The 26205-nt window shown below is 68.8% G+C and carries 30 protein-coding genes; 21 read left to right on the top strand and 9 right to left on the bottom strand.

Annotated elements, in window-relative coordinates; all coding sequences use genetic code 11:
* Window position 1: 1 nt before the first annotated feature.
* On the top strand, window positions 2–790 hold the full coding sequence (locus SM116_RS16845) for an SDR family NAD(P)-dependent oxidoreductase (protein ID WP_320942120.1): 789 nt from the start codon (window positions 2–4) through the stop codon (window positions 788–790).
* Window positions 791–802: 12 nt separating this feature from the next.
* Here the strand turns inward: SM116_RS16845 and lgt are convergent, their stop codons facing one another.
* On the bottom strand, window positions 803–1714 hold the full coding sequence (lgt, locus tag SM116_RS16840; RefSeq protein ID WP_320942119.1) for a prolipoprotein diacylglyceryl transferase: 912 nt from the start codon (window positions 1712–1714) through the stop codon (window positions 803–805).
* Window positions 1715–1838: 124 nt separating this feature from the next.
* Here lgt and SM116_RS16835 point away from each other — a divergent pair, with 124 nt between their 5' ends.
* From SM116_RS16835 to SM116_RS16825, 3 genes are all read left to right on the top strand, one after another.
* Complete coding sequence (locus tag SM116_RS16835) at window positions 1839–2171, top strand: three-helix bundle dimerization domain-containing protein (RefSeq protein WP_320942118.1); 333 nt, start codon at window positions 1839–1841, stop codon at window positions 2169–2171.
* Between the two features lie 175 nt (window positions 2172–2346).
* The gene (locus SM116_RS16830) at window positions 2347–3855 is read left to right on the top strand and encodes an amino acid permease (RefSeq protein ID WP_320944203.1); all 1509 of its coding nucleotides are present in this window, start codon (window positions 2347–2349) and stop codon (window positions 3853–3855) included.
* Window positions 3856–3921: 66 nt separating this feature from the next.
* Window positions 3922–4887 carry an ion transporter gene (locus tag SM116_RS16825; RefSeq protein ID WP_320942117.1) on the top strand — a complete coding sequence of 322 codons (966 nt, stop codon included), beginning with the start codon at window positions 3922–3924 and terminating at the stop codon, window positions 4885–4887.
* A 79-nt stretch (window positions 4888–4966) separates the two neighbouring features.
* Here the strand turns inward: SM116_RS16825 and SM116_RS16820 are convergent, their stop codons facing one another.
* From SM116_RS16820 to SM116_RS16805, 4 genes are all read right to left on the bottom strand, one after another.
* Complete coding sequence (locus SM116_RS16820) at window positions 4967–5533, bottom strand: DUF3618 domain-containing protein (protein ID WP_320942116.1); 567 nt, start codon at window positions 5531–5533, stop codon at window positions 4967–4969.
* Window positions 5530–5949 carry a phage holin family protein gene (locus tag SM116_RS16815; protein ID WP_320942115.1) on the bottom strand — a complete coding sequence of 140 codons (420 nt, stop codon included), beginning with the start codon at window positions 5947–5949 and terminating at the stop codon, window positions 5530–5532. Before SM116_RS16815 ends, SM116_RS16820 begins: the two co-directional genes overlap by 4 nt.
* The gene (locus tag SM116_RS16810) at window positions 5939–6523 is read right to left on the bottom strand and encodes a hypothetical protein (RefSeq protein ID WP_320942114.1); all 585 of its coding nucleotides are present in this window, start codon (window positions 6521–6523) and stop codon (window positions 5939–5941) included. The genes SM116_RS16815 and SM116_RS16810 overlap by 11 nt, the downstream gene beginning before the upstream one ends.
* Before the next feature lie 178 nt (window positions 6524–6701).
* Window positions 6702–7709 carry a glycosyltransferase gene (locus SM116_RS16805; RefSeq protein ID WP_320942113.1) on the bottom strand — a complete coding sequence of 336 codons (1008 nt, stop codon included), beginning with the start codon at window positions 7707–7709 and terminating at the stop codon, window positions 6702–6704.
* Window positions 7710–7953: 244 nt separating this feature from the next.
* On the opposite strand from SM116_RS16805, the gene SM116_RS16800 reads away from it, so the two are divergent.
* Complete coding sequence (locus SM116_RS16800; RefSeq protein ID WP_320942112.1) at window positions 7954–8247, top strand: hypothetical protein; 294 nt, start codon at window positions 7954–7956, stop codon at window positions 8245–8247.
* Between the two features lie 31 nt (window positions 8248–8278).
* Here the strand turns inward: SM116_RS16800 and SM116_RS16795 are convergent, their stop codons facing one another.
* Window positions 8279–8602 (bottom strand): DUF7882 family protein, encoded by a 324-nt coding sequence (locus SM116_RS16795; RefSeq protein WP_320942111.1) that lies wholly within the window; start codon window positions 8600–8602, stop codon window positions 8279–8281.
* Between the two features lie 315 nt (window positions 8603–8917).
* On the opposite strand from SM116_RS16795, the gene SM116_RS16790 reads away from it, so the two are divergent.
* On the top strand, window positions 8918–9247 hold the full coding sequence (locus SM116_RS16790) for a DUF7882 family protein (protein WP_320942110.1): 330 nt from the start codon (window positions 8918–8920) through the stop codon (window positions 9245–9247).
* Window positions 9248–9330: 83 nt separating this feature from the next.
* Here SM116_RS16790 and SM116_RS16785 read toward each other — a convergent pair whose 3' ends face one another.
* Complete coding sequence (locus tag SM116_RS16785; protein WP_320942109.1) at window positions 9331–9831, bottom strand: SRPBCC family protein; 501 nt, start codon at window positions 9829–9831, stop codon at window positions 9331–9333.
* 213 nt (window positions 9832–10044) lie between these two features.
* On the opposite strand from SM116_RS16785, the gene SM116_RS16780 reads away from it, so the two are divergent.
* The 3 genes from SM116_RS16780 (at window position 10045) to SM116_RS16770 (ending at window position 11354) form a co-directional block, all read left to right on the top strand.
* Window positions 10045–10314: a DUF7218 family protein gene (locus SM116_RS16780; protein WP_320942108.1), complete on the top strand. Its 270-nt coding sequence runs from the start codon at window positions 10045–10047 to the stop codon at window positions 10312–10314.
* Window positions 10315–10352: 38 nt separating this feature from the next.
* Window positions 10353–10517, top strand: coding sequence for a hypothetical protein (locus SM116_RS16775; protein WP_320942107.1), 165 nt, complete (start codon window positions 10353–10355; stop codon window positions 10515–10517).
* A 315-nt stretch (window positions 10518–10832) separates the two neighbouring features.
* Entirely contained in the window at window positions 10833–11354 is a 522-nt protein-coding gene (locus SM116_RS16770) for a gluconokinase (RefSeq protein WP_320942106.1), read from the top strand.
* Here SM116_RS16770 and SM116_RS16765 read toward each other — a convergent pair whose 3' ends face one another.
* Window positions 11355–12398, bottom strand: a complete 1044-nt coding sequence (locus tag SM116_RS16765; protein ID WP_320942105.1) for a LacI family DNA-binding transcriptional regulator — start codon at window positions 12396–12398, stop codon at window positions 11355–11357. It lies immediately after the preceding gene.
* 172 nt (window positions 12399–12570) lie between these two features.
* Here SM116_RS16765 and SM116_RS16760 point away from each other — a divergent pair, with 172 nt between their 5' ends.
* The 7 genes from SM116_RS16760 to SM116_RS16730 are packed head-to-tail and all read left to right on the top strand — an operon-like array spanning window position 12571 to window position 19758.
* A complete protein-coding gene (locus SM116_RS16760) occupies window positions 12571–13998 on the top strand; it encodes an ABC transporter substrate-binding protein (protein ID WP_320942104.1) in 1428 nt (475 codons plus the stop codon).
* Window position 13999: 1 nt separating this feature from the next.
* Window positions 14000–14962, top strand: coding sequence for a carbohydrate ABC transporter permease (locus SM116_RS16755; RefSeq protein ID WP_320942103.1), 963 nt, complete (start codon window positions 14000–14002; stop codon window positions 14960–14962).
* Entirely contained in the window at window positions 14959–15858 is a 900-nt protein-coding gene (locus SM116_RS16750; protein WP_320942102.1) for a carbohydrate ABC transporter permease, read from the top strand. Before SM116_RS16755 ends, SM116_RS16750 begins: the two co-directional genes overlap by 4 nt.
* On the top strand, window positions 15855–17267 hold the full coding sequence (locus SM116_RS16745; protein ID WP_320942101.1) for a glycoside hydrolase family 32 protein: 1413 nt from the start codon (window positions 15855–15857) through the stop codon (window positions 17265–17267). The genes SM116_RS16750 and SM116_RS16745 overlap by 4 nt, the downstream gene beginning before the upstream one ends.
* Before the next feature lie 27 nt (window positions 17268–17294).
* A complete protein-coding gene (tatA, locus tag SM116_RS16740; protein WP_320942100.1) occupies window positions 17295–17492 on the top strand; it encodes a twin-arginine translocase TatA/TatE family subunit in 198 nt (65 codons plus the stop codon).
* Window positions 17489–18877: a glycoside hydrolase family 32 protein gene (locus SM116_RS16735; protein ID WP_320942099.1), complete on the top strand. Its 1389-nt coding sequence runs from the start codon at window positions 17489–17491 to the stop codon at window positions 18875–18877. The genes tatA and SM116_RS16735 overlap by 4 nt, the downstream gene beginning before the upstream one ends.
* Window positions 18874–19758 carry a carbohydrate kinase family protein gene (locus SM116_RS16730; protein WP_320942098.1) on the top strand — a complete coding sequence of 295 codons (885 nt, stop codon included), beginning with the start codon at window positions 18874–18876 and terminating at the stop codon, window positions 19756–19758. Before SM116_RS16735 ends, SM116_RS16730 begins: the two co-directional genes overlap by 4 nt.
* 24 nt (window positions 19759–19782) lie before the next feature.
* Here SM116_RS16730 and SM116_RS16725 read toward each other — a convergent pair whose 3' ends face one another.
* Entirely contained in the window at window positions 19783–21525 is a 1743-nt protein-coding gene (locus SM116_RS16725; protein ID WP_425563202.1) for a glycoside hydrolase family 13 protein, read from the bottom strand.
* 134 nt (window positions 21526–21659) lie between these two features.
* On the opposite strand from SM116_RS16725, the gene SM116_RS16720 reads away from it, so the two are divergent.
* The 5 genes from SM116_RS16720 (at window position 21660) to SM116_RS16700 (ending at window position 26190) form a co-directional block, all read left to right on the top strand.
* Complete coding sequence (locus SM116_RS16720) at window positions 21660–22910, top strand: ABC transporter substrate-binding protein (protein ID WP_320942097.1); 1251 nt, start codon at window positions 21660–21662, stop codon at window positions 22908–22910.
* Window positions 22911–23007: 97 nt separating this feature from the next.
* Window positions 23008–24018: a carbohydrate ABC transporter permease gene (locus tag SM116_RS16715; RefSeq protein WP_320942096.1), complete on the top strand. Its 1011-nt coding sequence runs from the start codon at window positions 23008–23010 to the stop codon at window positions 24016–24018.
* A 101-nt stretch (window positions 24019–24119) separates the two neighbouring features.
* Window positions 24120–24932, top strand: a complete 813-nt coding sequence (locus SM116_RS16710; protein WP_425563205.1) for a carbohydrate ABC transporter permease — start codon at window positions 24120–24122, stop codon at window positions 24930–24932.
* A gap of 62 nt (window positions 24933–24994) precedes the next feature.
* Window positions 24995–25162 carry a hypothetical protein gene (locus SM116_RS16705; RefSeq protein ID WP_320942094.1) on the top strand — a complete coding sequence of 56 codons (168 nt, stop codon included), beginning with the start codon at window positions 24995–24997 and terminating at the stop codon, window positions 25160–25162.
* A gap of 14 nt (window positions 25163–25176) precedes the next feature.
* Window positions 25177–26190, top strand: a complete 1014-nt coding sequence (locus SM116_RS16700) for a LacI family DNA-binding transcriptional regulator (RefSeq protein WP_320942093.1) — start codon at window positions 25177–25179, stop codon at window positions 26188–26190.
* Window positions 26191–26205 lie beyond the last annotated feature (15 nt).

The raw sequence follows: 26205 nt of genomic DNA, 5'->3' as shown, positions 1-26205 counted from the left end.
CGTGGATCTCGGCCTCGAGGGCACCGTTGCCATCGTCACGGGCGCGGGCCGGGGGATCGGCCTCGCCGTGACCCGGACCCTCGTCGCCGAGGGTGCACGGGTGCTCGCCGCCTCGCGCAGCATCACCCCCGATCTGGCGGCGCTCGCCGAGGCCGGTGGCGTGACCGCGATCGCCGCCGACCTCACCGATCCGAGCGTCGCGGACGAGCTCGTCGCGCGGGCCGGCGACCTCGGCCCCGTCGGCATCCTCGTGAACAACGTGGGCGGCGTGCGTCCGCGCACGGGCGGCTTCGCCGCGGTCTCCGACGACGAGTGGATGGGCACGTTCCAGCTCGATGCGCTCACGGCGATCCGGATGACGCGCGCAGCGCTCCCCGTGATGCGCGACGCACGGCGGGGCTCGGTCGTCACGGTCGCGTCGGTCAACGCGCGGCTGCCCGATCCCGCGGTCATCGACTACAGCGCGGCGAAGGCCGCGCTCGTGAACTTCTCGAAGTCGCTGTCGAAAGAGGTCGGCGCCGACGGTATCCGCGTCAACACGGTCAGCCCCGGACCCGTCGCCACGGACCTGTGGCTCGGCGACGGGGGAGTGGCCGCGACCGTGTCCGCCGCCGCAGGCGCCGAGCGCGCGCAGATCGTCGCCGGTGCGGAGGCGTCGATGGTCACGGGTCGCTTCACGAAGCCGGAGGAGGTCGCAGCGCTCGTCGTGTTCCTCGCCAGCGATCTGGTCGCCGGCAACATCACGGGCGCCGACTTCGTCATCGACGGCGGCCTGACAGCGGAGTTGTAGGCCGAGGCGGGCTCAGGAGCGCGAGATCTGTTCCTCGGACTCGCCGGCAGGGGCCACCGGATCCTTGCGGCGGGCCCGCGAATCGGGTCGCGTGAACGGAGACGGCTCGGCGCCGGGATGGCGGCGCGACTGCACGACGAGCAGGACGACGCCGAGGATGACGGCGACGAACGAGGCCCAGACGTTCGCGGGGATGCCGAGGAAACTGTTGCTCGAGGGGTCGATGCGGATCGACTCGAGGTAGCTGCGGCCGGTGCCGTACCAGATGAGGTACAGCGCGAGCATCTTGCCCCACTGGAGCGTGAAGCGCCGCTCGAGCAGGAGCAGCACGGCGAAGCCGACCAGGTTCCAGATGATCTCGTACAGGAACAGCGGGTGGAACAGGGTGCCCGCCGGCAGTCCCGGCGGGAACTTCGGGTTGGTCGACTCGATCTGCAGGCCCCAGGGAAGGGTGGTGGGGATGCCGTACAGCTCGTGGTTGAAGTAATTGCCGAACCGGCCGAGGGACTGGGCGACCAGCAGCGCCGGCGCGAGCGCGTCGGCGAAGGTCCAGAAGCGGACGCCGGCGCGGCGGCAGGCGATCCAGATGCCGAGCGCGCCGCCGATCAGCGCTCCGTAGATGGCGTTGCCGCCGTCCCAGATCGCGAAGACGTTCCACAGGTTCGCACCGGGGAAGAAGTAGTCCCCCACGTGCGTGAACACGTGGTAGAACCGCGCGCAGATGATCCCGAGGGGCACGGCCCACAGCGCGGCATCGATGGCGAACCCGGCATCCACCCCGCGTTTCGCGAGTCGTCTGCCCGTGATCCACACGGCCGCGATGATGCCCGCGATGATGCACAGCGCGTACGTGTGGATGGTGAGCGGTCCGAGCTGGAACTGGGCCCACGCCGGGGGAGGGCTGGGGATGCTGGTGATCTTCACGCGGGAGGCTTTCCGGAGGGGATGCGGGCGGGGGTCAGCATAGAGGGCGCAACCCAGGGTCCGCTGAGCGGATCGCGATCCGCCCGGCTTCCGCGCGGATCCTCCGTGGGTGACAATGATCACCGTGGACACACAGAGCGAACAGCGCGCCCTCGAGGAGGCCATCGCCCGCCTGTCGGAGCGGTTCCCCTCGGTCGATCGCGACACCATCGCGACGATCGTCCGGGAGGAGTACGGCAGCCTGAGCGGTGCACGGGTGCGCGATTACGTTCCCGTGCTCGCCGAGAACGCCGCCACCGATCGTCTCCGCAAGATCGCGAAGATGGTCCAGCCGGTCGTGCCCGAGAACCTCGGCGACTTCGAGCCGATCGACGCAGAGGTGAGCCTGGACCCCTACGAGATCCAGGCGCGGTCCGAGCGGCCGGCTCTGCTGGACGGCGATCTCACCAACGACTGACGCGGGCGCCGCCGCCGCGCGTGTCACTTGTGCGTTCCCGAGCGATTCGGTAAACCGGGTGGACTGACTCGTTCCCCAGACCGAGCACCGAGGAGACGCCATGAGTGCGACCGATCAGCACCCCCACGACCCGGAGCAGGAACTCGAGAACAGCCGCGAGCTCGTCGGCGACGTCATGCTGGCGGCGCAGGACTTCTCGAGCGAGGAGGAGGGGTACCACAAGACCCTCCTGCCGCGGCAGATCCAGATGATCGCGATCGGCGGCGCGATCGGAACGGGACTGTTCCTGGGCGCCGGCGGCAGACTCGCCAGCTCCGGACCGTCGCTGGTCTTCGTGTACGCGCTGTGCGGGTTCTTCGCGTTCCTGATCCTGCGCGCGCTCGGCGAGCTCGTGCTGCACCGGCCGTCGTCCGGCTCGTTCGTCTCGTACGCCCGGGAGTTCTACGGCGAGAAGATGGCGTACACCGCCGGCTGGCTGTACTTCCTGAACTGGGCGTTCACGTCGATCGTCGATGTCACCGCCGTGGCCCTGTACGTCAAGTTCTGGGCGCCGTACGTCCCCTTCCTGCAGGCCGTGCCGCAGTGGGCGATCGCCCTCGTCGCGCTGATCGTCGTGCTGTCGCTCAACCTCGTGTCGGTGCGGGTCTTCGGCGAGATGGAGTTCTGGTTCGCGATGATCAAGGTCGCCGCGCTGGTGATCTTCCTCATCATCGGCGTGATCTTCCTCCTCTTCGTCGGGCACACGGATGTGGGGCCCACCGGCATCACCGTCATCCAGGACAACGGCGGATGGTTCCCGATGGGCGCGTTCGCGCCGCTCCTCGCGATCAGCGGCGTCGTGTTCGCATACGCGGCGATCGAGCTCGTCGGCACGGCGGCGGGCGAGACCGCGGAGCCGCGGAAGATCATGCCACGCGCGGTCAACACCGTCGTGATCCGGATCGCGGTCTTCTACGTCGGCTCGATCCTGCTGCTGTCGCTCCTGCTGCCGTACAGCACGTACTCGGCGGACGAGTCCCCGTTCGTGACGTTCTTCTCGCACATCGGGTCGCCGCAGGCCGGGGAGGTGTCGGCATCCATCATGAACTTCGTCGTGCTGACCGCCGCCCTGTCGAGCCTGAACGCGGGTCTGTACTCGACCGGACGCATCCTGCGGTCGATGGCGGTGAACGGCTCCGCGCCCCTGTTCACGATGCGGATGAGCCGTCACGGTGTGCCCTACGGCGGCATCCTCCTGACGTCGTGCATCACGCTCCTCGGCGTGGGCCTGAACGCCGTCGTGCCGCAGCAGGCGTTCGAGATCGTGCTGAACGTATCGGCGCTCGGCATCATCGGCGGCTGGGGGACGATCATCCTCTGCCAGATGAAGCTGCACCGGTGGGCGCGGGCCGGCCGCATCGAGCGGCCGTCGTTCCGCCTGTTCGGGGCGCCCTTCACCGCGTGGCTGACGCTCGCCTTCCTGGTGTTCGTCCTGGTGACGATGGCGTTCACGCCGACCGGCCGGTGGGTGCTCGCATCCCTCGTCCTCATCATCCCGCTGCTGATCATCGGCTGGTTCTCATTCCGCACGCGCATCGCGGCCGCGGCCGCTGCACGCGAGGGCCACACCGGCACCTTCCCCGTGGTCGCGGAGCGGCCGGCCATCGACGATCCGCCGAAGATGTTCCGCAAACGCGACGACTGAAACGGCGAGCCATGATCCACAATGGGTCCACGGCCGGCTCGCCGGGCGCGTGAACCCGGAGGAACCATGGCCAGAAGACGCGAACGGCATCCGCGGGCGCGGAGCGAGCTGAAGAACCTCTCCTACGAGATCTTCATCGGCGTCCTGTCGATCCTGTCGGTCGTCAACCTCGTCCTCGCGCTCGTCATCAGGGACCCTGAGCTGCGCGACGTCCTTCTCGTGATGAACGTGATCTTCAGCATCATCTTCCTGATCGACTTCACGTACCGCATCACCACGGCGCCCTCTGCGTCGCGCTACTTCTTCGTCCAGTACGGCTGGGCCGACCTGCTGGCGAGCCTTCCCCTGGCGGAGCTCAAGATCCTCCGCCTGTTCCGGGTGTTCCGCGTCATCCGCCTGATGCGGGAGCTCGGCCCGCGCACGATCGCCCGCCGGGTGCTCCGCGATCGCGCGAACAGCGCCCTGGCGACACTGCTCCTCATGGGCGTCCTGGTGCTGCAGTACGGCAGCCTCGCGATCCTCAAGGTCGAGGAGCACGCGACCGGCGCGAACATCACCGATGCCTCCGACGCCCTCTGGTACACGATCGTGACGATCTCGACGGTCGGCTACGGCGATCGCTACCCGGTCACGAACGCCGGTCGCATCATCGGCTCCTTCATCATCATCGTGGGCGTCGGCATCTTCGGAACCTTCACCGGCTACCTCGCCAACGCCTTCCTCGGGCCGGGCAAGTCGGCGGAGCCCGCCGACCAGCAGACGGATGCCTCGTCCGCCGATGCCACGAGCACGGTGCCGACGCATGCCACTGCTCCTGCGGCTTCGGCACCTGCTGCCGAACCCGTGTCGGCAGGCGCAGCCGAACCCGCCACTCCCTCGCCTCCCGCGCCGGTGCCGGCGGCGGCCCCGGTCGACGGCTCGGCCGCCGAGCTCGCTCAGCTGCGCGAGCTGCTCAGCCGGTCGGAGTCGGCCCTCGCCGACTCGGAGGCGGCGCTCGCCGAGATGCGCGGCGTCCTCGACGCGGCCGGCTGACGCGTCCCGGCGCAGCGGGAAGGCCCGGGACGCGACGAAGCGGCGGGCGCCGGATGGCCGCCCGCCGCTTCGCCTCTGCTCAGCTGCCGTCCTGGAAGCGGCGGCCGGCGTCCTTCGCGTCGTCGATCACGTCGTTCGTGCGGTCCGTCGCCTCGGACGTGATGTTCTCGGTGGCGTCCTGCGCGGTCTCCTTGACCGCCTGGACCGCATCCTGAGCCGGCTGCTTCAGGTGCTGCGCGGCCTGCTGGCCGGCTTCGGACACCTCGTCGATCATCGGCTGCGCGGCATCCTTCGCCTGCGCGGCGAGCTTGCGCTCCGCATCGCTGGGCGGGATGAGGGATGCGGTGAGCAGCCCGATCCCGAACGCGATGAGTCCCACCGCGACGGGGTTGCCCTGAGCCTTCACGACCACCTGCCTGCCGGCATCCATGGTGGCCTCCCGTGCGTCGTCGAGACTGTCTCCCGCCGCCTCGGCGGTTCCCATCACCTTGTCGCCGAGGGTGCGGAACACGCCCTTCACCTTGTTCATCTGGCGGTCGGCGATCTTGCTCGGCGTCACCTTGTCGGCGAGCGCATCGACGTCTCCGCCCAGTTCGGCGCGCGTCACCTCGATGTTCGCGCGGATGACATCAGGGTCGTCGCTCATCGGTTCTCTCCGTTTCGTTTCAGGGTCTCGGGGATCTCCTTGACCGTCTCGACGGTCTGCGGCATCCCTTCCACCGTCTTCAGCTGATTGCGTCCGGCCAGGTAGAGGATCAGGCCGATGATCGCCCAGATCACGGCGACCACGACGGCAGACCAGGCGTTGCCCATCACGTAGCCCAGCCCCCACCAGAGGGCGATCGACAGGAAGAAGACCGCCATCAGGGCCGCGTAGCCGGCGCCGCCGAACAGGCCTGCGCTGCGGCTGGCGCGCACGGCCATCCGCGTGAACTCGGCCCTCGCGAGCTCCATCTCCTGACGGATCAGCGTCGACAGATCGCGTGTGACGTCGCTGAGGAGCTCGCCCAGCGACTCGTCCGTCGCCCGTCTCTCGGAAGGCGTCATCGGCTCACCGGTCATGCTCGGTCTCCCCTGACGGTTGCGCCGGGCCGGCGGCGAGGGCGCGCGTCAGACGACCCACGACCGCACCGGCCACGATCGCGCCGGCGATGAACACGCCGGGCCGGCGTCGCGCGTACGACTTCAACTCGCGCAGCACGCCCTCCGGGTCGCGCGCGGCCAGCCAGCTCGCGGCACTGTGGGTGCGACGCGCCGCCTGGCGGACGAGGTCGCTCGCGACGCCCTTCGTGTCGGAGGCCGATGCCATCCTGTGCAGATCGTCACCCACCGAGCGCAGGCCCTGCGAGAGGCGCGTCTGCTGGTGCGACGCCTGTTGGCGCAGCTCGTCCTGAGCCTGGTGCAGGAGGTCCCGCGCCTGATACTTCGCCTCCTCCACGACATTGCCGGCCTCGCTCTTCGCGACGCCCATCACGTCCTTGCCCGCATCGACCGCGGAGTCGGCGACCCTGCTCGCCTGCTCCTTCGCCACCTCGGTCGGGGCTGCGCCCCCCGTGGCGACCGTGTCCGGCTCGTGCGTGTGTCGTGCGTTCTCAAAGATCGGCGTGCCTTCGGAACGGTCATCCGGAATCGACATCCGGTGCCCCCTTCGCTTCGTTGGTTCAACGTGTCCAGCGATCATGGGCCAGGGTCTCTCCCGGGTGGGATGGGCTTGACAGGCGGCCGTCGCGCAGATATCGCACGCGAGTGTGCCGCGGTGCAGCGTCATCCGGGCACGCGAAGAACCGCGGACTGCGCCCGTCCGCGCCCCATTCTCACGACAGTCGCCGCTCCGCCGTCGCGAGCGAGCGCTCGCGGCCATCTCCGGCGGCGACCTCGACCAGGACGTCGTCCCAGTCCCGCAGGAATCTCTCGTGCCCGTAGTGCACGAGCGCGTGCCGTCGGGCGCGCGCTCCCATCTCCCGGGCGAGCTCCGGATCCTCCATGCAGTCGGCGACCGCATGGCACAGCACGTCGACATCCGCCGACACCACCCCGACATCCGTGGGCACCGCGCGGGCGATCCCCGGTCCGGGGACGGCCACGATCGGCATGCCGAGCTGCATCGCCTCGAGCAGCGCGAACCCGAGCGACGTCCACCGTGAGGGATGCAGGTACACGCGGTGCCGGGCGAGCTCCGTCGCGAGCCGCGCCGGCGGGAGGTCGCCGCCGGCGTGGACACCCCCGGCGTCGGCCGCGAGGCTCCGGATCAGCTCGTTGCCGCCGCGCCCGAACACGTCGACCGCGGCGATGCGTCCGAAGCGCGGAAGCAGGTCGGTGCCCGCCGCCCGGCCGTGCACGACCGGATCGTTGATCACGACCCCGATGCGGTCGAGCTCCCCGGTGTACTGCAGGCCGGGATCGGGGATCCCAGGGTGGATGACGAAGGTGCGCGCACGGCCGCTGTCCCAGTAGAGGCGGTTGAAGTCGCTCACGTGGACGATCGGGATGTCGGGGCTGTCGGCGAGCGGGTGGATGCTGCGGCAGGCGTCGGGGCCCGGCACGCTGTGCTCGAGATAGACGGCCGGGATGTCGCGGCCCGGGCGCCGGCCGGTCATCTCGTGGACGACGTCGATCTCCCCGGGGCGCTGCAGCACGACGACGTCGACGGGATCGCCGCGCAGCTCACGCCAGGAGGCGCCGCGGGCCCGCGGCCAATCGTGGCCCTCCAGGCCTCGGCAGCCCGCATCCCCTGCCGTGTCGACCGGCAGGAGGTACTCGTGCCGACCCGCGACGAATGCATTCGTGTAGCTCGTGTGCAGGTGCCAGAACAGGACCCTCATCCCGGCACCTCCTCCCTCGATGATCCGCTGCCAAGGCACCCTAGGGGCCGACCCCCGGGAGGAGGCTGGGGCTTGCGGCGGGCTGGAGCAAGGTGTAGCCGCGAAGCGATAGCCCTCGCAATCCCGTGTGTCAAGCCATTGCAGCGCAGGACGCCGATGACCGATGCTGATCTGGTCATGCGACGCGGCACGACCTTCGGACCTTCGGTCCCCGGCTTCCCGTCGACTGAGCAAGGAGAGACGGATGCAGCGATCGCTACGCGCCGAGATCGAGTTCAAGCCGCTGGATCGACGGTCCTGGAGGATCTGCGATCGACGCGCCGGGTCCGGCGACGCGGCGGGCCTCATCGGTTACGTCGAGCGCGTCCGCGAGGGCTACGACGTCGTGTGGATGCTGGGCCCGCGGACGCCGTCGCGGTTCGAGAGCCTCGAGGCGATCCTGGATGCAGCGGTGATCCGCCTCGGGACGAGGGCTCCTGCGGCACTCGCATCGCGAGCGCTCGCCGCGCGGGCGGGCCGGGCTGATCGGGTGCTCTGAGCGCCCCGGGCGGCGACCGGTGCGGGACGGCTCAGGGGACGTTCACTCCTGAGTCGGAGTCGGCGGGCTCCGGAACGATGCGCAGACCCTCGGGGGAGTTCGCGGCCACCGAGAGCGCCTCGAGCCAGCTGCGGTTGTAGGACGGGCGGCGGCTGCCGTCGAACTCGAACACGAGCGACGCCTGGGGGTGCACCCAGATGGTGGTGCGTCCGTCGCCGACCGAGGCGTCATTGCGCCAGGAGAAGTGGAACGACTCGCCCCGGCGCAGCTTCGAGCTGATCACGACCACGAGGTGCGACAGGGTGCGGTCGTCCGTGTCCAGGCGCACCGACCCCTCGTAGATCATCCGACCCATGCGGACCTCCTCCTGGACACGGCGCGGCGACTGCGCCACGGGCTCGTGGCATCCACGCTACGCCCATCACCGCATCGCGGCGGGGAAGCTTCCGGCACCCTGCGGGGTAGGCCACGGTGGCGGACCTGTCAACCCGGGTGCGAACCGTGGGACATCTTCTTACGTTGAAGGCGAGGGAAAGAGCGACATGAGCATCATGGAGGACCCCGCCGACCGTGACATGCGGAAATCGGATACCACGTACGGGAACCAGCTCGGAGGCGCGCAGTGACAGAGAGTTCGTATCAACGTCAGACGCAGGGTAACGTTCCTCGCATGGGAACGCTTTACTACGGCGGACAGGACATGGCGATCCATATCGACGACCGTGCTCTTGCCCATCTGAAGGTCGTCATCGCGACCAAACTCCGCCGGAACGAGAGCTTCACGCTGTCGTGGCGGCACCACGACGAGGACGAGGCGCCCGGCCGGTCCACGATCTGGCTGCATCCGGCCATCCCGCTGCTGTTCGTCTTCGACGACCCCGAGCCGCCCGAGCTGAGCCGGGCGTGGATCGAGGACCTCGCGAACTCGGCGAACACCTCGGGCGGCATCCAGCTCGTCGACGAGCACATCGAGTCCCGGGAGTCGAGCGGCCGGGCTTAGCGCCCGCCGGAGCGGGCCTCGGGCTCTCCACGACACGGTCGCGCGGCCGGCGGCACTGCCGCCGGCCGTCGGTGGGTTCGGGCTCAGAGATCCTCTGCGAGCCTGCCGGCCGTCGCACCGGTGGCGTCGCCGCCGTGCACCTCGCCGCGCCAGCCGCCCGTCGCCATGCCCTGGTCCTCGATCAGCCTCTTGAAGCGGTGGAGGTCCTGCTCGACTGCGAGGTCGTCCAGCTGCAGCGCCGCGCCGGCTTTCTCGGTGAAGGTCTCGGGCTCCCACTCCATGCTCAGCGTGACACGTGTCCGGTCGCCGTCGATGGGCTGGAACTCGACGCGTCCCGCCAGCAACCGCCCGTCGACGCTCTCCCAGGCGATGTGGTCGTCGGGCACCTGATCGGTGATGCGGGCGTCGAACTCCCGGGTCACGCCGCCGATCTGCGCGACCCAGTGCGTGGTCTCGTCGTCGATCTGGCGTACGGAGTTCACGTTGTGCATGAACTCGGGAAGCTCCTCGAACTGGGTCCACTGGTCGTACGCGACCCGGACCGGGGCATCGATCTCGATTTCGGCGGTGACTCGGCTCGTCATCACGCCCTCCTCTCCATATGCGGAACGGCCACGATAGGCGAGCGCGCGCGTGTCTGTGAGGGGGTTGACCGCAGCACAGCCCGCCGGTAGCTCCTCACTCTCGGCGCCGAAGATGCGGCCGCCCGATGCCGTATCGCGCAGGCGCTGTCAACCCCCTCGTTACTCGGCCCGCGCACCTCTAACGTTGACGTACGTCCCCGGAAGGAGGCCGTCATGCCCAGGGAGCGTCGTTCCAGCAGCATCAAGGATCCGGCGATGTATGACCGCCTGCGTGAAGACGGTGCGTCGGAGGAGAAGGCTGCACGCATCTCCAACGCCGCAGCACGCAGCGGACGCAAGACTGTCGCGCGAAAAGGCGCCCGTGCGACCGATTACGACGAGCGCACCGTTGGCGAGTTGCGCGCCCGAGCGAAGGAACTGGGCTTGAAGGGGTATTCCGGAAAGCGGAAGTCCGAGCTCATCTCCATGCTGCGCAACCACTAGAGCACCTGCGACGCCCGTCGCGGAAAGAAGGGAACACAGTGAACATTCTGTTTATCGTCATCATCATCATCGCGATCATCATCGCGATCACGGGAGGACTGGTGCAGTCCCTCAGCTTCCTGCTGTGGATCGGCATCATCCTCCTGGTGCTGGCCGTCATCGCCTGGCTGATCCGCGCGATGATGGGCCGCAACCGCGCCTGACATCGCGATCACGGGAATCGGGGCGGGGCGGACTTCCCTCAGGGAGTCCTGCCCCGCCCTCTTCGTCGAGGTCATGGCCGGCGCTCTCGCGCGTCAGCGCTGGCGAAGGCGAACGCCCAGCCGTGTGGTCGTGGGAGTGCGGGATTGCGTGGTCGCCGGAGTGTGAACCGGCGTCCGCGTTCCCCTTCCCGTCTCGCCCTCGGACGATCCTGCCGCCCATCCGGGTCAAGGCTATGCGCGGCCTGCGGAGAACCCATGGGGCTTGACCCCGTCCCAGACGCGGTGCTATCTCCGAGCATCGGTACGATGGCCCCGATGGAACAGCGACAGGAAGCGGGCCCGCCCGCGGTGCTCGTGGTGATGGGCGTATCGGGAAGCGGCAAGTCCACGGTCGCGAAGCTGCTGGCCCAACGACTGGGGTGGGAGCTCCAGGAGGGCGACGACCTCCACCCGGCCGCCAACGTCGCGAAGATGTCCGCCGGGGTACCGCTCACGGACGAAGACCGGTGGCCGTGGCTTCGGCGCGTCGCCGAGTGGATCGACGCGCACCGCGCGGACGGCGCGCACGGAGTCATCACCTGCTCGGCCCTCAAACGCGCGTACCGGAACCTGCTGGCCCGGCCGGACGTCGAGTTCGTGCACCTCACCGTCGATCCCGACGTGATCGCCAACCGCATGGAGCATCGCGCCGATCACTTCATGCCGGCATCGCTCCTCGACTCGCAGCTGGCGACCCTCGAGCCCCTTCAGTCCGACGAGCGCGGCATCGTCGTGTCCGCCGCGGGATCGCCGCAGACCGAGGTGGACTCGATCATCGCCCGCCTCGGCCTCGGCTGATCAGTCGCCGGCGACGGCCGGCGCCTCTGCGAGCTCTCTCACCGAGTCGCGCCGGATGACGGGCATCGGGAGCAGCTCGTGGGCGAGTTCGCGATCCCCGAGCAGCATCTCCACGCCGTGCCGCGCCATCTCCTCGTACGGCAGCCGCGCGGTCGTGAGGCCGGGACGGACGAGGTTCGCCAGCTCCTCGTCGTCGAACGAGACGACCGAGATGTCGTGCGGCACGCGCAGGCCGAGGTCGGCGATCGCCTGGTACACGCCGAACGCGACGCCGTCGGTGGCGGCGATCACGGCGGTGAGGTCGCGGTGGGCCGACAGCATGCGGTGCGCCTCGGCGTAGCCGATCTGCGGTGTCCAATCGTCCACCACGACTTCGACGGGCGTGACGTCGCGATCGGCGAGGGCCTCCCGGATGCCGGCGAGGCGCCGCGCGATCGTCGCGGACCGCCGGAGATCCCCGGCGATGTGAGGGACATCGCCGATGAAGCCGATGCGCCGATGGCCGGCCTCGAGCAGCAGCGTCGCCATCGCCCGCCCGGCGGCGTATTCATCGGGCAGCACGCTCGGCAGGTCGTCGGGAGTCGTGCCGTTGACGATGACGACGGGGACGCCGTGAGGTGCAGCCGGCACGTCCACCATGCGCGCCGCCATCAGCCCGACGATCACGCCGTCGACGCGGCGGTCGATCATCTCGTCGAAGGCCTCTTCCAGCTGTGAGACGTGGTCGCCGGTCTCCGCGATCAGGACGGTGTGACCGAGCTCCTTCGCGGCGCGCAGAGTGCCGCGCACCATGGCCGACGCGAAGCGCGTGATCGTCACCTGGTCGGAGATGAAGCCGATCGAGCGTGTCTTGCCCGATCGCAGGCTCTGTGCGGCGGGGTTCGGCTTGTAGCCCAGCTGGGCAGCGGCCGCATGCGCGCGCTCGACGGCGTCCTCCGACAGGCGCGTGCCCGGACGGTTGTTCAGGATGAGACTGACGGCGGTCTTGGACAGTCCGGACAGCTTCGCGACATCGGCGAGCGTCGGCCTTCGTGCTGCCGTCATCCGGGTCCACCTCCGGTTTCTCAATCTCACGGACAGATTACAGTGCTGAACTAATTTAGCGCTAAATCTTGCGAGGCGGCCGCAGGGCTGTTACCGTCGGCTAAATCGGTTCTGCTAAATCGGTTCCGCAAGATCGCCTGATGGAGGGCGATCACTCAGAGAGGAGTAGTTGATGGCACGAGCATTCGGACCGGACGTGAGCCGTCGTGATCTGTTGCGGCTCGGCGGCCTGGGGCTGGCGGGGATCGCGCTCGCCGGCGTCGGCACGGGTCTCACCGGCTGCGCGCCGACGGCATCCGGCAGCGGAGGCGGGTCGTCCAGCACGGGAACCCTGAACATGCTGTACTTCGGCGACCAGAAGGCCGCCACGACACTGCAGAACTCGCTGCAGCCGCAGGTCAAGAAGATCGACAAGGATCTGTCGATCAAGGTCACGGCGATCAACGGCACGGACTGGAACGACTTCCTCGCGAAGGTGCTCACCCTCATCGCCGCCGGCCAGGCGCCCGACCTCGTGAGCGTGGCGACGGAGGGCTTGCAGCTCATGGCGTCGAAGAAGCTCATCACGCCGCTCGACTCGTACGTCACGAAGGACATGGCCACCCTCAAGGACACGTACTTCAACGACATCCACCCCGCGCTCATCGAGGCGATGATGTTCGAGGGGCACCTGTACAACATGCCGGACAGCTTCAACGCCGGAAGCATGTTCTTCAACAGCGGGGTGCTCCAGAAGGCCGGCGCCGCGGCGCCCGGGCCGACGTGGACCATGGACGACTTCCACACGACGGCGCAGCAGATCAAGTCCACCGGCGGCCAGATCCTGCCGTTCGACTGGGTGGTGCGCCTCTGGGGCAGCTGGACCTCGTTCCTGTACGCCAACGACGGCAACCTCCTCGAAGAGGGCAAGTATCCCGGTGGCGACTGGCTGTGGAGCAAGGCGTATGCCGCCGGCGACCCCGCCATCGCGGGCCGCCAGGGCGGCTGGAAGTGGGGCACGCCCACCGCGAACTCGGATGCCGCGGTCGAGGCGCTGCAGTACGTCATCGACATGCAGAAGGCCGGTCTCTCGCCCTCGCCGGATGTGGGCGGCGGCGGCACGCTGCAGGGCCTGTTCTCGTCGGGCCGGATCGGCATGTCGATCGGCGGCGGATTCTGGGCCGGCGGCCTCCACAACGCGGGGATGGCTCCGGGCAGCTTCAACGTCCAGTTCTTCCCCCGCTGGAAGAGCAACAAGTCGCTGTTCGGCACCGGCGGGTACTCGATCTTCGAGTCGTCGCAGAAGAAGGATGCCGCCTGGGAGGTCATCAAGATGATGATCCGGCCGGAGAGCTTCGACATCATGTTCCCCGGCAACGTGACGACCCCCGGACGCAAGTCTCTGATGACCGCGCAGCGCTACGCGCCGACCGGGCCCGACAACTGGAAGGTCTTCTACGACCAGCTCGACGGCTCGGTGCCGATCTCGGCACCGCCGTACTACAACGCGCTGGCCACCTCGCTGAACCAGCGCACCACGCAGGCGGTCTCCGCCGGGCGTGCGAAGCCGTCGCTGGACGCCATGCAGGCGGATCTCGAGAAGATCTCGAAGGGCAGCTGACATGACCGCCGTCGTCTCCGCGCCGCCGGCTCCGTCGCGCGAAGACCGACCTGCCCGGCCCGTCCGCCGCCGCCCCGGCGCGCGGCGGACGGCCCGGCGGGAGGCCGTCTTCGGTTTCGCGATGATCGGTCTCGCGATGCTGTTCGTGACCGTGTTCACCTTCCTCCCGATCCTCGCCTCGCTCGGCCTCTCGTTCTTCGACTGGGACGTCATCAGTCCGCCGACGTGGGCCGGCCTGGGCAACTATCAGCGGTTCTTCTCCGATGAGCCCGTGCTGCAGTCGTTCGGGGTGACGATCGCCATGGCGGTCGCGATCGTCGTGCTCCAGCTCTCGCTCGGCCTGTTCCTGGCGGTGCTCGTCAATCAGCGCACGTCGACTTTCGGCAGGACGTTCTTCCGCACGACCTTCTATCTGCCGCTTCTGGCGTCCACCGCCGCGGTCTCGATCTTCATGGGCTATCTCTTCGACTATCAGTTCGGAGCGATCAACTACTACCTGGGGCTGTTCGGCATCCCCGCCATCCCGTGGCTGACCAGCCCGCTCGGCGCGCAGGTGACGATCGTGCTGATCGTCGTCTGGCAGCAGGTCGGATTCACCTTCGTGCTGTTCGTCGCCGCCCTGATGTCCGTCCCGGAGGATGTGCTGGAGGCGTCATCCATCGACGGCGCCGGTCCTGTGCGCACGCTGTTCCGGATCAAGATCCCGCTCATCAGCCCGACGATCCTGTTCGCCGCCGTCATCTCGCTCATCAACGCGATGCAGCTGTTCGACCAGCCGTTCATCATGACCAAGGGCGGGCCGGGCACGGCCACCACCACCGCGACGATCTCGATGTACCAGACCGGGTTCCAGAACCTCCAGTTCGGCTACTCGTCCGCGATCGCCATCGTCCTTCTGCTCCTGATCCTCGCGATCACCGGACTGCAGTTCCTCGCCTCCCGGAAGCTGGTGTTCTACCAATGAGCACGACCATCGACACGGCAGCCGTCGTCAGCGGCCAAGCCCACCCGATGCACCCCGTCGCAGGGCGTCGGCGAGGGGTGTTCAAAGTCGGCAAGTTCGTCGGACTCGTCGTGCTCATCATCGCGGCGGTCTTCGCCCTCGGTCCGCTGCTGTGGACGGTGACGACCTCGCTGCGCACCCCGGCCGACGCGTTCGACAACCCGCCGCAATGGCTTCCCCTGCATCCCGATTTCAGCAACTACGCCGCGGTGTTCCAGCAGATCCCGATCGGCACGTTCTTCATGAACAGCGTCATCGTGACCGTGCTGATCGTCGTGGGGCAGACCGTGACGTGCACGCTGTCCGGGTACGCGTTCGCGATGATCTCGTTCCCCGGCAAGAACGTGATCTTCGGGGCGTTCCTGGCGACGATGATGGTGCCGCTGCAGACGATCATCATCCCCGTGTTCATCATCATCAAGACGCTGGGCCTCAATGACAGCCTGATGGCGCTGGTCGTCCCGGCGCTCGGGAGCGCCTTCGGAACGTTCCTGATGCGCCAGTACTTCATGCAGATGCCGCGCGAGCTCGGCGAGGCCGCGCGCATCGACGGTGCGAGCCAGTGGGGCGTGTTCCGGCACGTCTACGCCCGGATGGCGGCGCCTGCGATCGCGACGCTCGCGATCCTGAACTTCTCCGGGTTCTGGGCCGAGTTCTACCGTCCGCTGATCTTCCTGCAGTCGCAGGACAAGTTCACGCTGCCTCTCGGGCTCGTCGGACTGCAGGGCAACCTCGGAACCGGGTCCATCTCGGTGGTGCTCGCGGGCGTCGTGATCGCGATGATTCCGAGCGTGCTGCTGTTCATCGTCGCGCAGCGGTACTTCATCGCCGGAGTGACGGCGGGCTCCTCCCGATGAGCGACGCGCCCGTCTTCTTCCGTCCGGCGCCCGCCTGGGTCGGAGACGTCATCCCGGCCGAGCACGACGGGGTCTTCCACCTCTGGTACCTGTACGACGATCGCCGCGAGCCGAAGCCGGGGATGCCGTGGCACCTGGTCACGACGACGGACTTCGTTGGCTTCGACGACCGGGGTGAGGCTGTGGCGTCGGGCGGGCCGGAGTCCGAGGACTTCAACGTCTACACGGGCTCGGTCGCCGAGGGGCCGGACGTCACCTGGCACCTGTTCTCGACGGCGCAGAATCCCGGGCGGCGCGGGGCGGACGGTCGCCCCCTGCAGCTCGTGGCGCACGCCACGAGCGCGACCCCCGACGGGCCGTGGCGGAAGCATCCGGAGCTGACGTTCGGTGCGCCGGACGGCTACGAGTCCGGCGACTGGCGGGATCCGTTCGTCTTCCACGACGGAGTGAACTGGCGGATGCTGGTCGCCGCGCGCCACACCGACGGGCCCGACCGTCGGCGCGGAACGGTCGCGCAGTTGGTCTCCGAGGATCTCCGCGCATGGACACCCGTCGAGCCCTTGTGGGATCCGCGCAGGTTCGTCGCCCACGAGTGCCCCGACGTCTTCCGGTGGAACGACTGGTGGTACCTCGTCTACTCGGAGTTCAGCGACAGCTTCTGCACGCGGTATCGGATGGCCCGTTCCCTCGAAGGACCCTGGCTCGCACCGGACGACGATGCGATCGACACGCGCGCGTTCTACGCCGCCAAGACCGTCGGCCGAGACGGACGGCGCTTCTTCGTCGGCTGGATCGCGACACGGGAGGGCGACTCCGATGACGGGCGGTGGCAGTGGGCCGGCACGATGTCGGTGCTGGAGGCGGCCCAGCGCCCCGACGGCTCCCTCGCCTTCCACCTTCCCGCGGAGCTCACGGCGAGCTTCGACGTGCCGGTGGCGACCGGTCTGCCCTCGCCCCTGACCCTGTCGGCTTCCGACTCGTATCGCGCGGTCGTCGGCACCGAAGAGCTTCCCGACCGGTTCCACCTGCGGGCGCAGATCGACATCGCGGTGGGCTCGGGACCGGTCGGACTCGTGCTGCGCTCGGACGCCGAGGGAGAGGGCGGCATCGTGCAGCTCGAGCCGCGGCGCCACCGCGTGGTCTTCGACCGGTGGCCGCGCACCGTCACCGGCGCCGAGCAGTGGCAGATCTCCGGCGATGTGCCGTTCGAATTCGAACGGCCTGTGCGCCTGGACGCCGGCCGTCACACGATCGACGTGCTCACCGACGGAGAGGTCGTCGTCGTGGTCGTCGACGACCAGGTCGCGCTGAGCACGCGGTTCTACGCCCGCTCGGGGTCGCGGATCGGATTCTTCGCGTCCGACGGCGAGGCATCGCTCGCCTCTCTCATCATCAACCGGCGCGACTGACGCCACCACTTCCGAAGGAGAACTCACATGGGAATGCTCGGCTGGCCGCATCTGCTGCTGATCGTCGCCGTCCTCATCCTGCTGTTCGGCGCCGCCAAGCTGCCCGCTCTCGCCAAGAGCGTCGGGCAGTCGGCCCGCGTGTTCAAGGGCGAGATGAAGGCCCTGCACGAGGACGGCGCCGCGGCTCCGCTCGAGACCGACCGCATCACGGATGTGTCCGGATGACGCGCCGGCCCCTCATCCACTTCACCGCGGCGCGCAACTGGCTGAACGACCCCAACGGACTCGTCTTCCACGAGGGTCGCTACCACCTCTTCTTCCAGCACAATCCTTTCGGCGACCTCCACAGCCACATGAGCTGGGGGCACGCCTCGAGCGTCGATCTGATGCGGTGGGAGGAGCATCCGGTCGCCATCCCGTGCGACGAGGGCGAGTGGATCTTCTCCGGTTCGGCCGTCGTGGATGCCGACGACACGAGCGGGTTCGGCGCCCCCGGGCAGACGCCGCTCGTCGCGGTCTACACCTCGGTGGACGCGGTCACGCTGATCCAGCGGCAGGCTCTCGCCTACAGCGTGGACGGTGGAATCACGTGGACGAAGCACGCCGGCAACCCGGTGCTCGATCGGGGATCGCGGGACTTCCGCGATCCCAAGGTCTTCCGCTACGGCGACGGGGCGGACGCGTTCTGGGTCATGGTCGCCGTGGAGGCCGAGGACCGGCAGATCGTGCTCTACCGCTCGGACGACCTGCGATCGTGGGAGTACCTCTCGGCCTACGGGCCGGCCGGCGCCGTCGGAGGGGCGTGGGAGTGCCCGGACCTGTTCCCGCTGGCGCTGGACGACGACCCGGACGACATCCGGTGGGTGCTCGTCATCAGCCTCTACCCCGGCGGGGTCGCCGGCGGCTCGGGCACGCAGTACGTCGTGGGATCCTTCGACGGTGTGCGGTTCACACCGGATCGGCCGGTCGGCGACGACCTCGCCGACGTCGACTGGCTCGATCTCGGCCGCGACTGCTATGCCGGTGTGACGTTCAACGGGCTGCCGCTGCACGAGCGGACGCTGATCGCGTGGATGAGCAATTGGGACTATGCAGCCGAAGTGCCGACCTCGCCGTGGCGCGGCTCCATGACGGTGCCGCGGCGGCTGAGCCTCGTCACGGTGGATGGGCGTCCTCAGCTGCGGTCGCAGCCGATCCTCCCCGCGGGTGAGGCGATCGAACCCACGGCGGAGCTTCCCGCTGCGGCTCGCATCGATGTGCGCGCGAGCCTGGGCGGGGATGGCGGCGGAGTCTGCATCGACCTGGTCGGCGCCGAAGGCCGGGTGTCGGTCGGCTGCCGGCGCGGCCGCGTCACCGTCGACCGCAGGGCGGCGGGTGAGATCCATCCCGGCTTCCCGAGCGTCGAATCCGCCTGCGTGCCCGGCGATGCGGACGCCGTCGATGTCACCATCGTCGTGGACACCTGCTCGGTCGAGGTGTTCGCTGCCGGAGGTCTGCGCTCGATCACCGACCTGGCACTGCTCGGCGATGCGCGGCGGCTCGAGGTCTCGACAGAGGGCACCGCTGTCGTCGAGACTCTTGCCGTGATCGATCTCGGAGGTGGTGCATGACACGGGTGGCCGTGATCGGGGAGGCGCTCGTCGACGTCATCCGCGGAGTGCCGCATCCGGGCGGCTCTCCCGTGAACGTCGCTGTCGGACTCGCGCGTCTCGGGATGGATGTCTCGATGACCACGCGCATCGGGAGCGACGAGCACGGGCGGCTGATCGAGGAGCATGTGACCGGCTCGGGAGTCGCCCTCCTGGACGGGTCGGTCGTGGACGAGCGGACGTCGGCGGCGGTCGTCGTGCTGGACGACGAAGGAGTCGCGCGATACGACTTCGACGTCGTGTGGGACCTGCCGCCGGTCGACCTCGCCAGCTTCGACCTGGTCCACATCGGCTCGATCGGCGCCTACCTCGAGCCCGGCGCGTCCGTCGTGAACGATGCCCTCGAGGCTGTGGACCGGCGAACGCTCGTGAGCTTCGACCCCAACATCCGCCCGGCCCTCATCGGTCCGCGTGCGGAGGCGATCGTGCAGACCGAGCGCCTCGCGGCCGCGAGCCACGTGGTGAAGCTCAGCGACGAGGACGCCGCATGGCTCTACCCCGGCGAGTCGCTCGAGGGCGTGCTGCGGCGGTTCCAGGCGCTCGGCGTCCGGCTCGCGATCGCCACCCGCGGGCCGGCGGGATGCGTCGCCCTGGCGGACGACATCGTGCTGGACGTCCCGGCGCGCCCGGTGGTCGTCGCCGACACCGTGGGCGCGGGCGACGCCTTCATGTCCGGGCTCCTGGCGGCCGTCGCGGCTGACGAAGGGGCCGCCGTCGTGGCAGCGGGCGGGGCGCCGGCGCTCGGGTGGGCGCACGTGCTCCAGGTCGCGCTCGAGAGTGCGGCCATCACCGTCTCGCGCCCCGGCGCGAACCCGCCGTGGAGCGCCGAGCTGCCGCTCTGATCGAGCAGCCCGCTCGGCGCCCGCTCAACCGCGCAGGTCGAGCCAGACGGCGGCATCTCCCGCCAGGCGACCGTCGGCCACGGCATCCGGCACACTCGCCAGCAGGACGCGGGCGTCCTCCGGCAGCGCGACCGGCTCGGAGCCGGTGTTGACGATCATGCGGAGATCGCCGAGGTCGGCATCCAGCGCCGTCGCGGGGCTGTCGTTCCACGCCAGGGCGGTGCGTCCGAGTCCGCGCTCGTGCCGCAGCCGGAGTGCCGAGCGATACAGCGAGAGCGTGGATGCGGGGTCGTCCTCCTGCACATCTGCGGCGAGCTCGCCGAAGACCGCGGGCTGGGGCAGCCACGACGCGCCCGTCTCGTTGAAGCCGAAGGCCGGCGCGTCGGCGCGCCAGGGGAGCGGGACCCGGCATCCATCCCGCCCGATCTCGGCGCCGCCCGTCCGGATGAACGTCGGGTCCTGCCGCACGTCGGCGGGAAGAGTCGTGTGGTCCGGGAGCCCCAGCTCCTCTCCTTGGTAGATGTACGCGGAGCCCGGGAGGGCGAGGGTCAGCAGCGCGATCGCCCGCGCCCGCCGGAGGCCGAGCTCCCGGTCGGGCTGCGGGTCGTCGGGCCCGATGCCGTTGACCCACGTCGTCGGATCGGCCTGGCCGAACCGCGTCGCATGCCGCACGACGTCGTGGTTCGACTGCACCCACGTGGTCGTGGCATCCACCGCGTGGTTCGCCGCGAGCGACTCGTCGATCGTCGCGCGCAGCGCCTGCGCCGACCATCCCGACAGCATGTACGGGAAGTTGAAGGCCTGGTGCATCTCATCGGCGCGCACGTAGCGCGCCATGCGGTCGGCGGGGTGGACCCACGCCTCCGCGACGAGGATGCGGGGCGGGGTGTACGCGTCCAGCAGCCGGCGCCAGCGCCGGTAGATGTCGTGGACGCCGTCCTGGTCCCACATCGGACCGCGGTCGCCGCCGGCGCCCTGGATGTCGCGCATGACCGTGTTGTCGGGGAGTCCCTCGGCCTTCACGAGGCTGTGGGCGACGTCGACGCGGAAGCCGTCGACGCCGCGGTCGAGCCAGAAGCGCAGGACGTCGTCGAACATGTCGGCGACCTCCGGGTCGGACCAGTCGAAGTCGGGCTGGCTGGGATCGAACAGGTGCAGATACCAGTCGCCGTCGCCGACGGGCTCCCACGCGGAGCCGCCGAACACCGAGTGCCAGTTGTTCGGGGGCAGCGAGGCATCCGGCCCCGAGCCGCGGCGGAACATGTACCGGGCGCGCTCACGGCTGCCGGGCGCCGACGCGAGCGCGGCCTGGAACCACGGGTGCGCGCTCGAGGAGTGGTTGGGGACGAGGTCGACGATGACGCGGATGCCGGCGGCATGCGCGACGGCGATGAAGGCGTCGACGTCGGCCAGTGAGCCGAAACGCGGGTCGACGTCGGTGTAGTCGGCGACGTCGTAGCCGGCATCGCGCTGCGGCGAGACGTAGAACGGAGAGATCCACACCGCGTCCACGCCGAGGCGCGCGAGGTACGGGACCTTCGAGGTGATGCCGGCGAAGTCGCCCATCCCGTCGCCGTCGCCGTCCGCGAACGAGCGCGGGTAGATCTGGTACACGACGGCGTCCCGCCACCACCTGTCGTCGGCGCTCGCGGCCTCCGTCGCGTCGGACTCGGTCCCGGTAGTGGAGAAGGTGTCGCTCACATCGCCTCGCTCATGTCGTCGGCGGCAGGCCGCCGCAGGTCTCGCACGATTTTTGGGTCCCGTCATCCTGGCACGCCGCAACGTGCTGTGCAAGGGAGGCGCAACCGGTTGTCGCAACCGGTTGCACCAAGGGTTCCGAGGCGTGTATCGTCACCCCAGATCGAGCCCCAAGAGGCTTGCGTCTCAGTGAGGAGAACACAGTGAAGAAAGCAACACTTGTCTTCGCGACCGCTCTCGCGGTCGGAGGACTGGCGCTGAGCGGTTGTTCGGGCAGTGGAGGAGGCTCTTCCAGCGGCGCGGCGAACAGCAGCCGCGGTCCGATCACGTACGTGCAGGGCAAGGACAACAACAACGTCGTCCAGCCCGTCATCGACATGTGGAACCAGAAGCACCCGAGCGAGAAGGTCACGCTCAAGGAGCAGTCCACGGACGCCAACCAGCAGCACGACGACCTCGTGCAGAATTTCCAGGCCAAGAACTCCAACTACGACGTCGTCAGCGTCGACGTGGTGTGGACGGCCGAGTTCGCGGCCAAGGGGTGGCTGCAGCCGCTCGAGGGCGCCCTCAAGATCGACACGAGCAACCTCCTGCCCGCCACGGTGAAGTCGGCGACCTACATCGGCAAGCTCTATGCCGCACCGGTGTCGTCGGACGGCGGCCTGCTGTACTACCGCAAGGACATCATCTCCACGCCCCCGACCACGTGGGACGAGATGATGGCCGACTGCGCGAAGGCCAAGGCCGCAGGCATCAACTGCTACGCCGGCCAGTTCAAGCAGTACGAGGGCCTGACGGTCAACGTGGCCGAGAGCATCAACGGTGCGGGCGGCGAGATCGTCAAGTCGGACGGCAAGACGCCGAACCTGGAGACGGACGCGGCCAAGAAGGGCATGCAGCAGTTGGTCGACGCCTTCAAGAACGGCAACATCCCCCAGGAGAACCTGACGTTCATGGAGGAGCCGAGCCGTCAGGCGTTCGAGGCGGGCAAGTACCTCTTCATGCGCAACTGGCCCTACGCCTACAGCCTCGCGACGACCGACGCCACCTCGGTGGTCAAGGACAAGTTCGCGATCGCCCCGCTCGTGACGGCCTCCTCGCTGGGTGGCCACAACGCGGCCATCTCGGCGTACTCGAAGCACCAGGCGACGGCGCACGACTTCCTGCAGTTCCTCGAGAGCCAGGAGATCCAGAAGATCTTCGTGCAGAAGGCATCCCTCGCCCCGGTCATCACGGCCCTGTACGACGATCAGGATCTGATCAAGACGAACCCGTACCTGCCCGTGCTGAAGCAGTCGATCCTGAAGGCGGTTCCGCGCCCCGTCACGCCGTTCTACCCCGCGGTCACGCAGGCCATCCAGGTGAACGCCTTCCAGGTGCTCTCCGGGGCGGCCGACGTCAACAGCGGCCTGAAGAACATGCAGGACGCGATCAAGTCCGCAGCAAACGGATAACCATCCTCGATCCGGGGCGGCCGGTCCGCCGGCCGTCCCGGATCCCTCATCCCCAAGAACGTCATCCGACCCACTCAACGGAGAGAGGAGTCCTCCCATGGCAGTCGTAGACGCCGCGCCCGAGGCGAAGGCCAAGTCGCCCCGCGGCAGGAAATCCGACAAGGCGGCGGTCAAGACCCACGAACGCCGCGCAGCGCTCTGGCTGATCGCCCCGAGCATCCTGATCCTCGCGGTGGTGATCGGATATCCGCTCGTGGCGGCGGTCATCCAGTCGTTCCAGAAGGACGCCGGCCTCAACGCAGCCACGGGACTGTTCGAGCAGGGCGGCTTCGCCGGGTTCTCGAACTACACCCACTGGCTGCTCCAGCAGTGTGGACCCGTTCCCTGCCCGCCGGGCACGAACGGCGCCAGCTTCTGGACGTCGATCTTCAACACGTTCTTCTTCACGATCACGACCGTGGTCCTCGAGACGATCCTCGGCCTGTGGATGGCGCTGATCATGAACCGCGCCTACCGCGGCCGCGCGCTCGTTCGGGCCTCGGTCCTCGTCCCGTGGGCGATCCCCACGGCTGTCACGGCCAAGCTGTGGTTCTTCATCTTCGCCACCGCCGGCATCGCGAACGTGATACTCCATGCGCAGATCCTCTGGACCAGTCAGGCATGGCCGGCGCGCATCGCCATCATCATCGCCGACGTCTGGAAGACGACACCGTTCATGGCTCTGCTGATCCTCGCAGGGCTGCAGATCATCCCGGACGAGATCTATGAGGCCTCCCGGGTGGACGGCGCGAGCACGGTGCAGCAGTTCTTCCGCATCACGCTGCCGCTGATCAAGCCCGCCCTCATGGTCGCGATCCTCTTCCGCACGCTGGACGCGCTGCGCATGTACGACCTGCCGGCGATCCTGACGGGCGGTGGGCCAGGCAATGCCACGACCACCCTGTCGATACTCGTGGTCAATCAGATCAGGCAGGGCTTCAATGCGGCGGCCGCGCTGTCGACGCTGACGTTCCTGCTCATCTTCGCCGTCGCCTTCATCTTCGTGCGCTTCCTCGGCGCCAACGTGGTGGCGACGACGGAAGCGCAGCAGAAGGGAGAACTCCGGTGAGCGTCACCAGCACCGAGGTCGCCGCCGGTACGACCCCGAAGCCCGCAGCGGAGAACAGGACCCGCAACAGCACCCGCGCGCGCAAGAAGGCCGGAGCGAGCATCCGGACGGGCGTCCAGGCGATCATCATCGTCATCTGGTGCCTGGCACCGTTCTACTGGATGATCGTCACGGCCTTCCGCCCGGTGGACTACACGTACGACACCTCGCTGATCCCGATCCCTGCGACGCTCGACAACTTCGTGACGGCCTTCTCGACGCAGCTGGGCAATCACCTCCTGCGCGCGATCGGCAACAGCCTCATCGTCGGTGTCAGCGTGACGCTCATCGCGCTCGTGTTCGGCGTCACGGCCGCCTATGCACTGGCGCGACTCGAGTTCGCCGGAAAGGCGTTCCTGGCCGGTATCATCCTCGGGGCGTCGATGTTCCCCGCGGTCGCGCTGCTGACGCCGCTGTTCCAGCTGTTCACGAACCTCGGCTGGACGGGCACCTACCAGGTACTGATCATCCCGAGCATCTCGTTCGCGCTGCCTCTGACGGTGTACACCTTGGCGTCGTTCCTGCGCGAGATGCCATGGGATCTCGAGGAGGCGGCGCGCGTCGACGGCTGCACACGTTTCACGGCGTTCATCAAGATCATCCTGCCGCTGGCCGCGCCCGCCGTGTTCACCACCGCGATCCTCGCCTTCATCGCCAGCTGGAACGAGTACCTGATCGCGAGCGTGCTGTCGACCGACGCCACGCAGACGGTGACGGTCGCGATCGCCGGGTTCACCGGGTCGCAGCCCCACCAGGAGCCCTACACCGCCATCATGGCGGCGGGCACCATCGTGACCGTGCCGCTCGTCATCCTGGTGCTGATCCTCCAGCGCAAGATCGTCGCCGGCCTGACCGCCGGCGGAGTGAAGGGCTGACCGTGACGTACCGCGCCCCTCGCCGGCCCACCACTAGGCTCGATTTTGCGCTGGGGGTGCTGGTGGCCCTCGGCGGGGGGCTGTTCCTGATCACGCTGGGGTGCGAGATCACCGGTCAGCCGGCGCTGCTGTGGGCGACGCTGACCGGTGTCGTCGCCGTGGTCGTCGCCATCCTGTATCGGCGCAGGAGCCGCATCTCCGCTGGTACGGGCGGAGGTGCCGATCGATAGGACGGACGTGTGTCATGACCTCCCTCATAGACATCGCCCGCGAGTTGGGGCTGTCGAAATCCACCGTCTCGCGGGCACTGCGCGGCATGCCGGGGATCTCGCCGGCCACCGTGGAGGCGGTGCGCGGGGTGGCCGAGCGCGACGGCTACATCCCGTCGCTGGCTGCATCCGGTCTCACGACCGGGAGGCATCATGCGATCGGCGTCGTGGTGCCGTCGCTGCGGCGCTGGTTCTACGCATCCGTCGTGAGCGGCATCGACGCCGCGCTCGCCGAGGCGAACTACGACGTGGTGCTGTTCGACCTCAGTCGCGGCGGCGGCGAGGAGCGGCTGTTCCACCGGTCGCTCCTGCGGCGGCGGGTCGACGGTCTCATCGTGCTGTCGACGGACTTCGCGGCGGAGGAGCTCCGTCAGCTCGACGAGGTGGGACTGCCGACGATCGGCGTCGGCGGTCCCACCCACGGGATGCCGCGCGTCGGCGTCGACGACCACGCCGTCGTGGTGACGGCGACACGGCATCTCATCGGGCTGGGCCACCGGCGCATCGGCCTCGTCGGCGGGGTCGACGCCGAGGGACTGAACAGCACGGTGCCGCAGATCCGCTCGGCCGCCTTCGTCGACACACTCGCGGAGGCGGGCATCGACGTGCGCGACGAATGGATGCTGTCCGGGGGCTATCGCTTCGGCGTGGCCAAGCAGGCGATGGATCGCCTGCTCGCGTCGGGCGAGGAGCTGCCCACCGCGCTCCTGTGCACCTCGGACGAGATGGCCGCCGGGGTGCTGTTCGCGCTGCAGGCCGCAGGGATCGTCGTGCCGGACGAGGTGTCGGTGATCGGCATCGACGGCCACGACTACGCCGAGGCGCTCGGCCTCACGACCGTCCAGCAGGAGCCGGAGCAGCAGGGACGCGACGCCGCCGGCTGGGTGCTCGGACATCTGGTGGGCGGCTCGGGCGACTGGCCCGATGTGCCGCCGGCGCCCTACGAGCTCGTGGTGCGCTCGACGACGGGGGCCCCGCCGGGCGACTGACCGGTCGGTGCCAAC

It is taken from the genome of Microbacterium rhizosphaerae (assembly GCF_034120055.1).
GTDB classification, from domain to species: Bacteria; Actinomycetota; Actinomycetes; order Actinomycetales; family Microbacteriaceae; genus Microbacterium; species Microbacterium rhizosphaerae.
The sequence above is the reverse complement of the archived record's forward strand: the minus strand, read 5'-3'. Positions and strand labels throughout refer to the sequence as shown.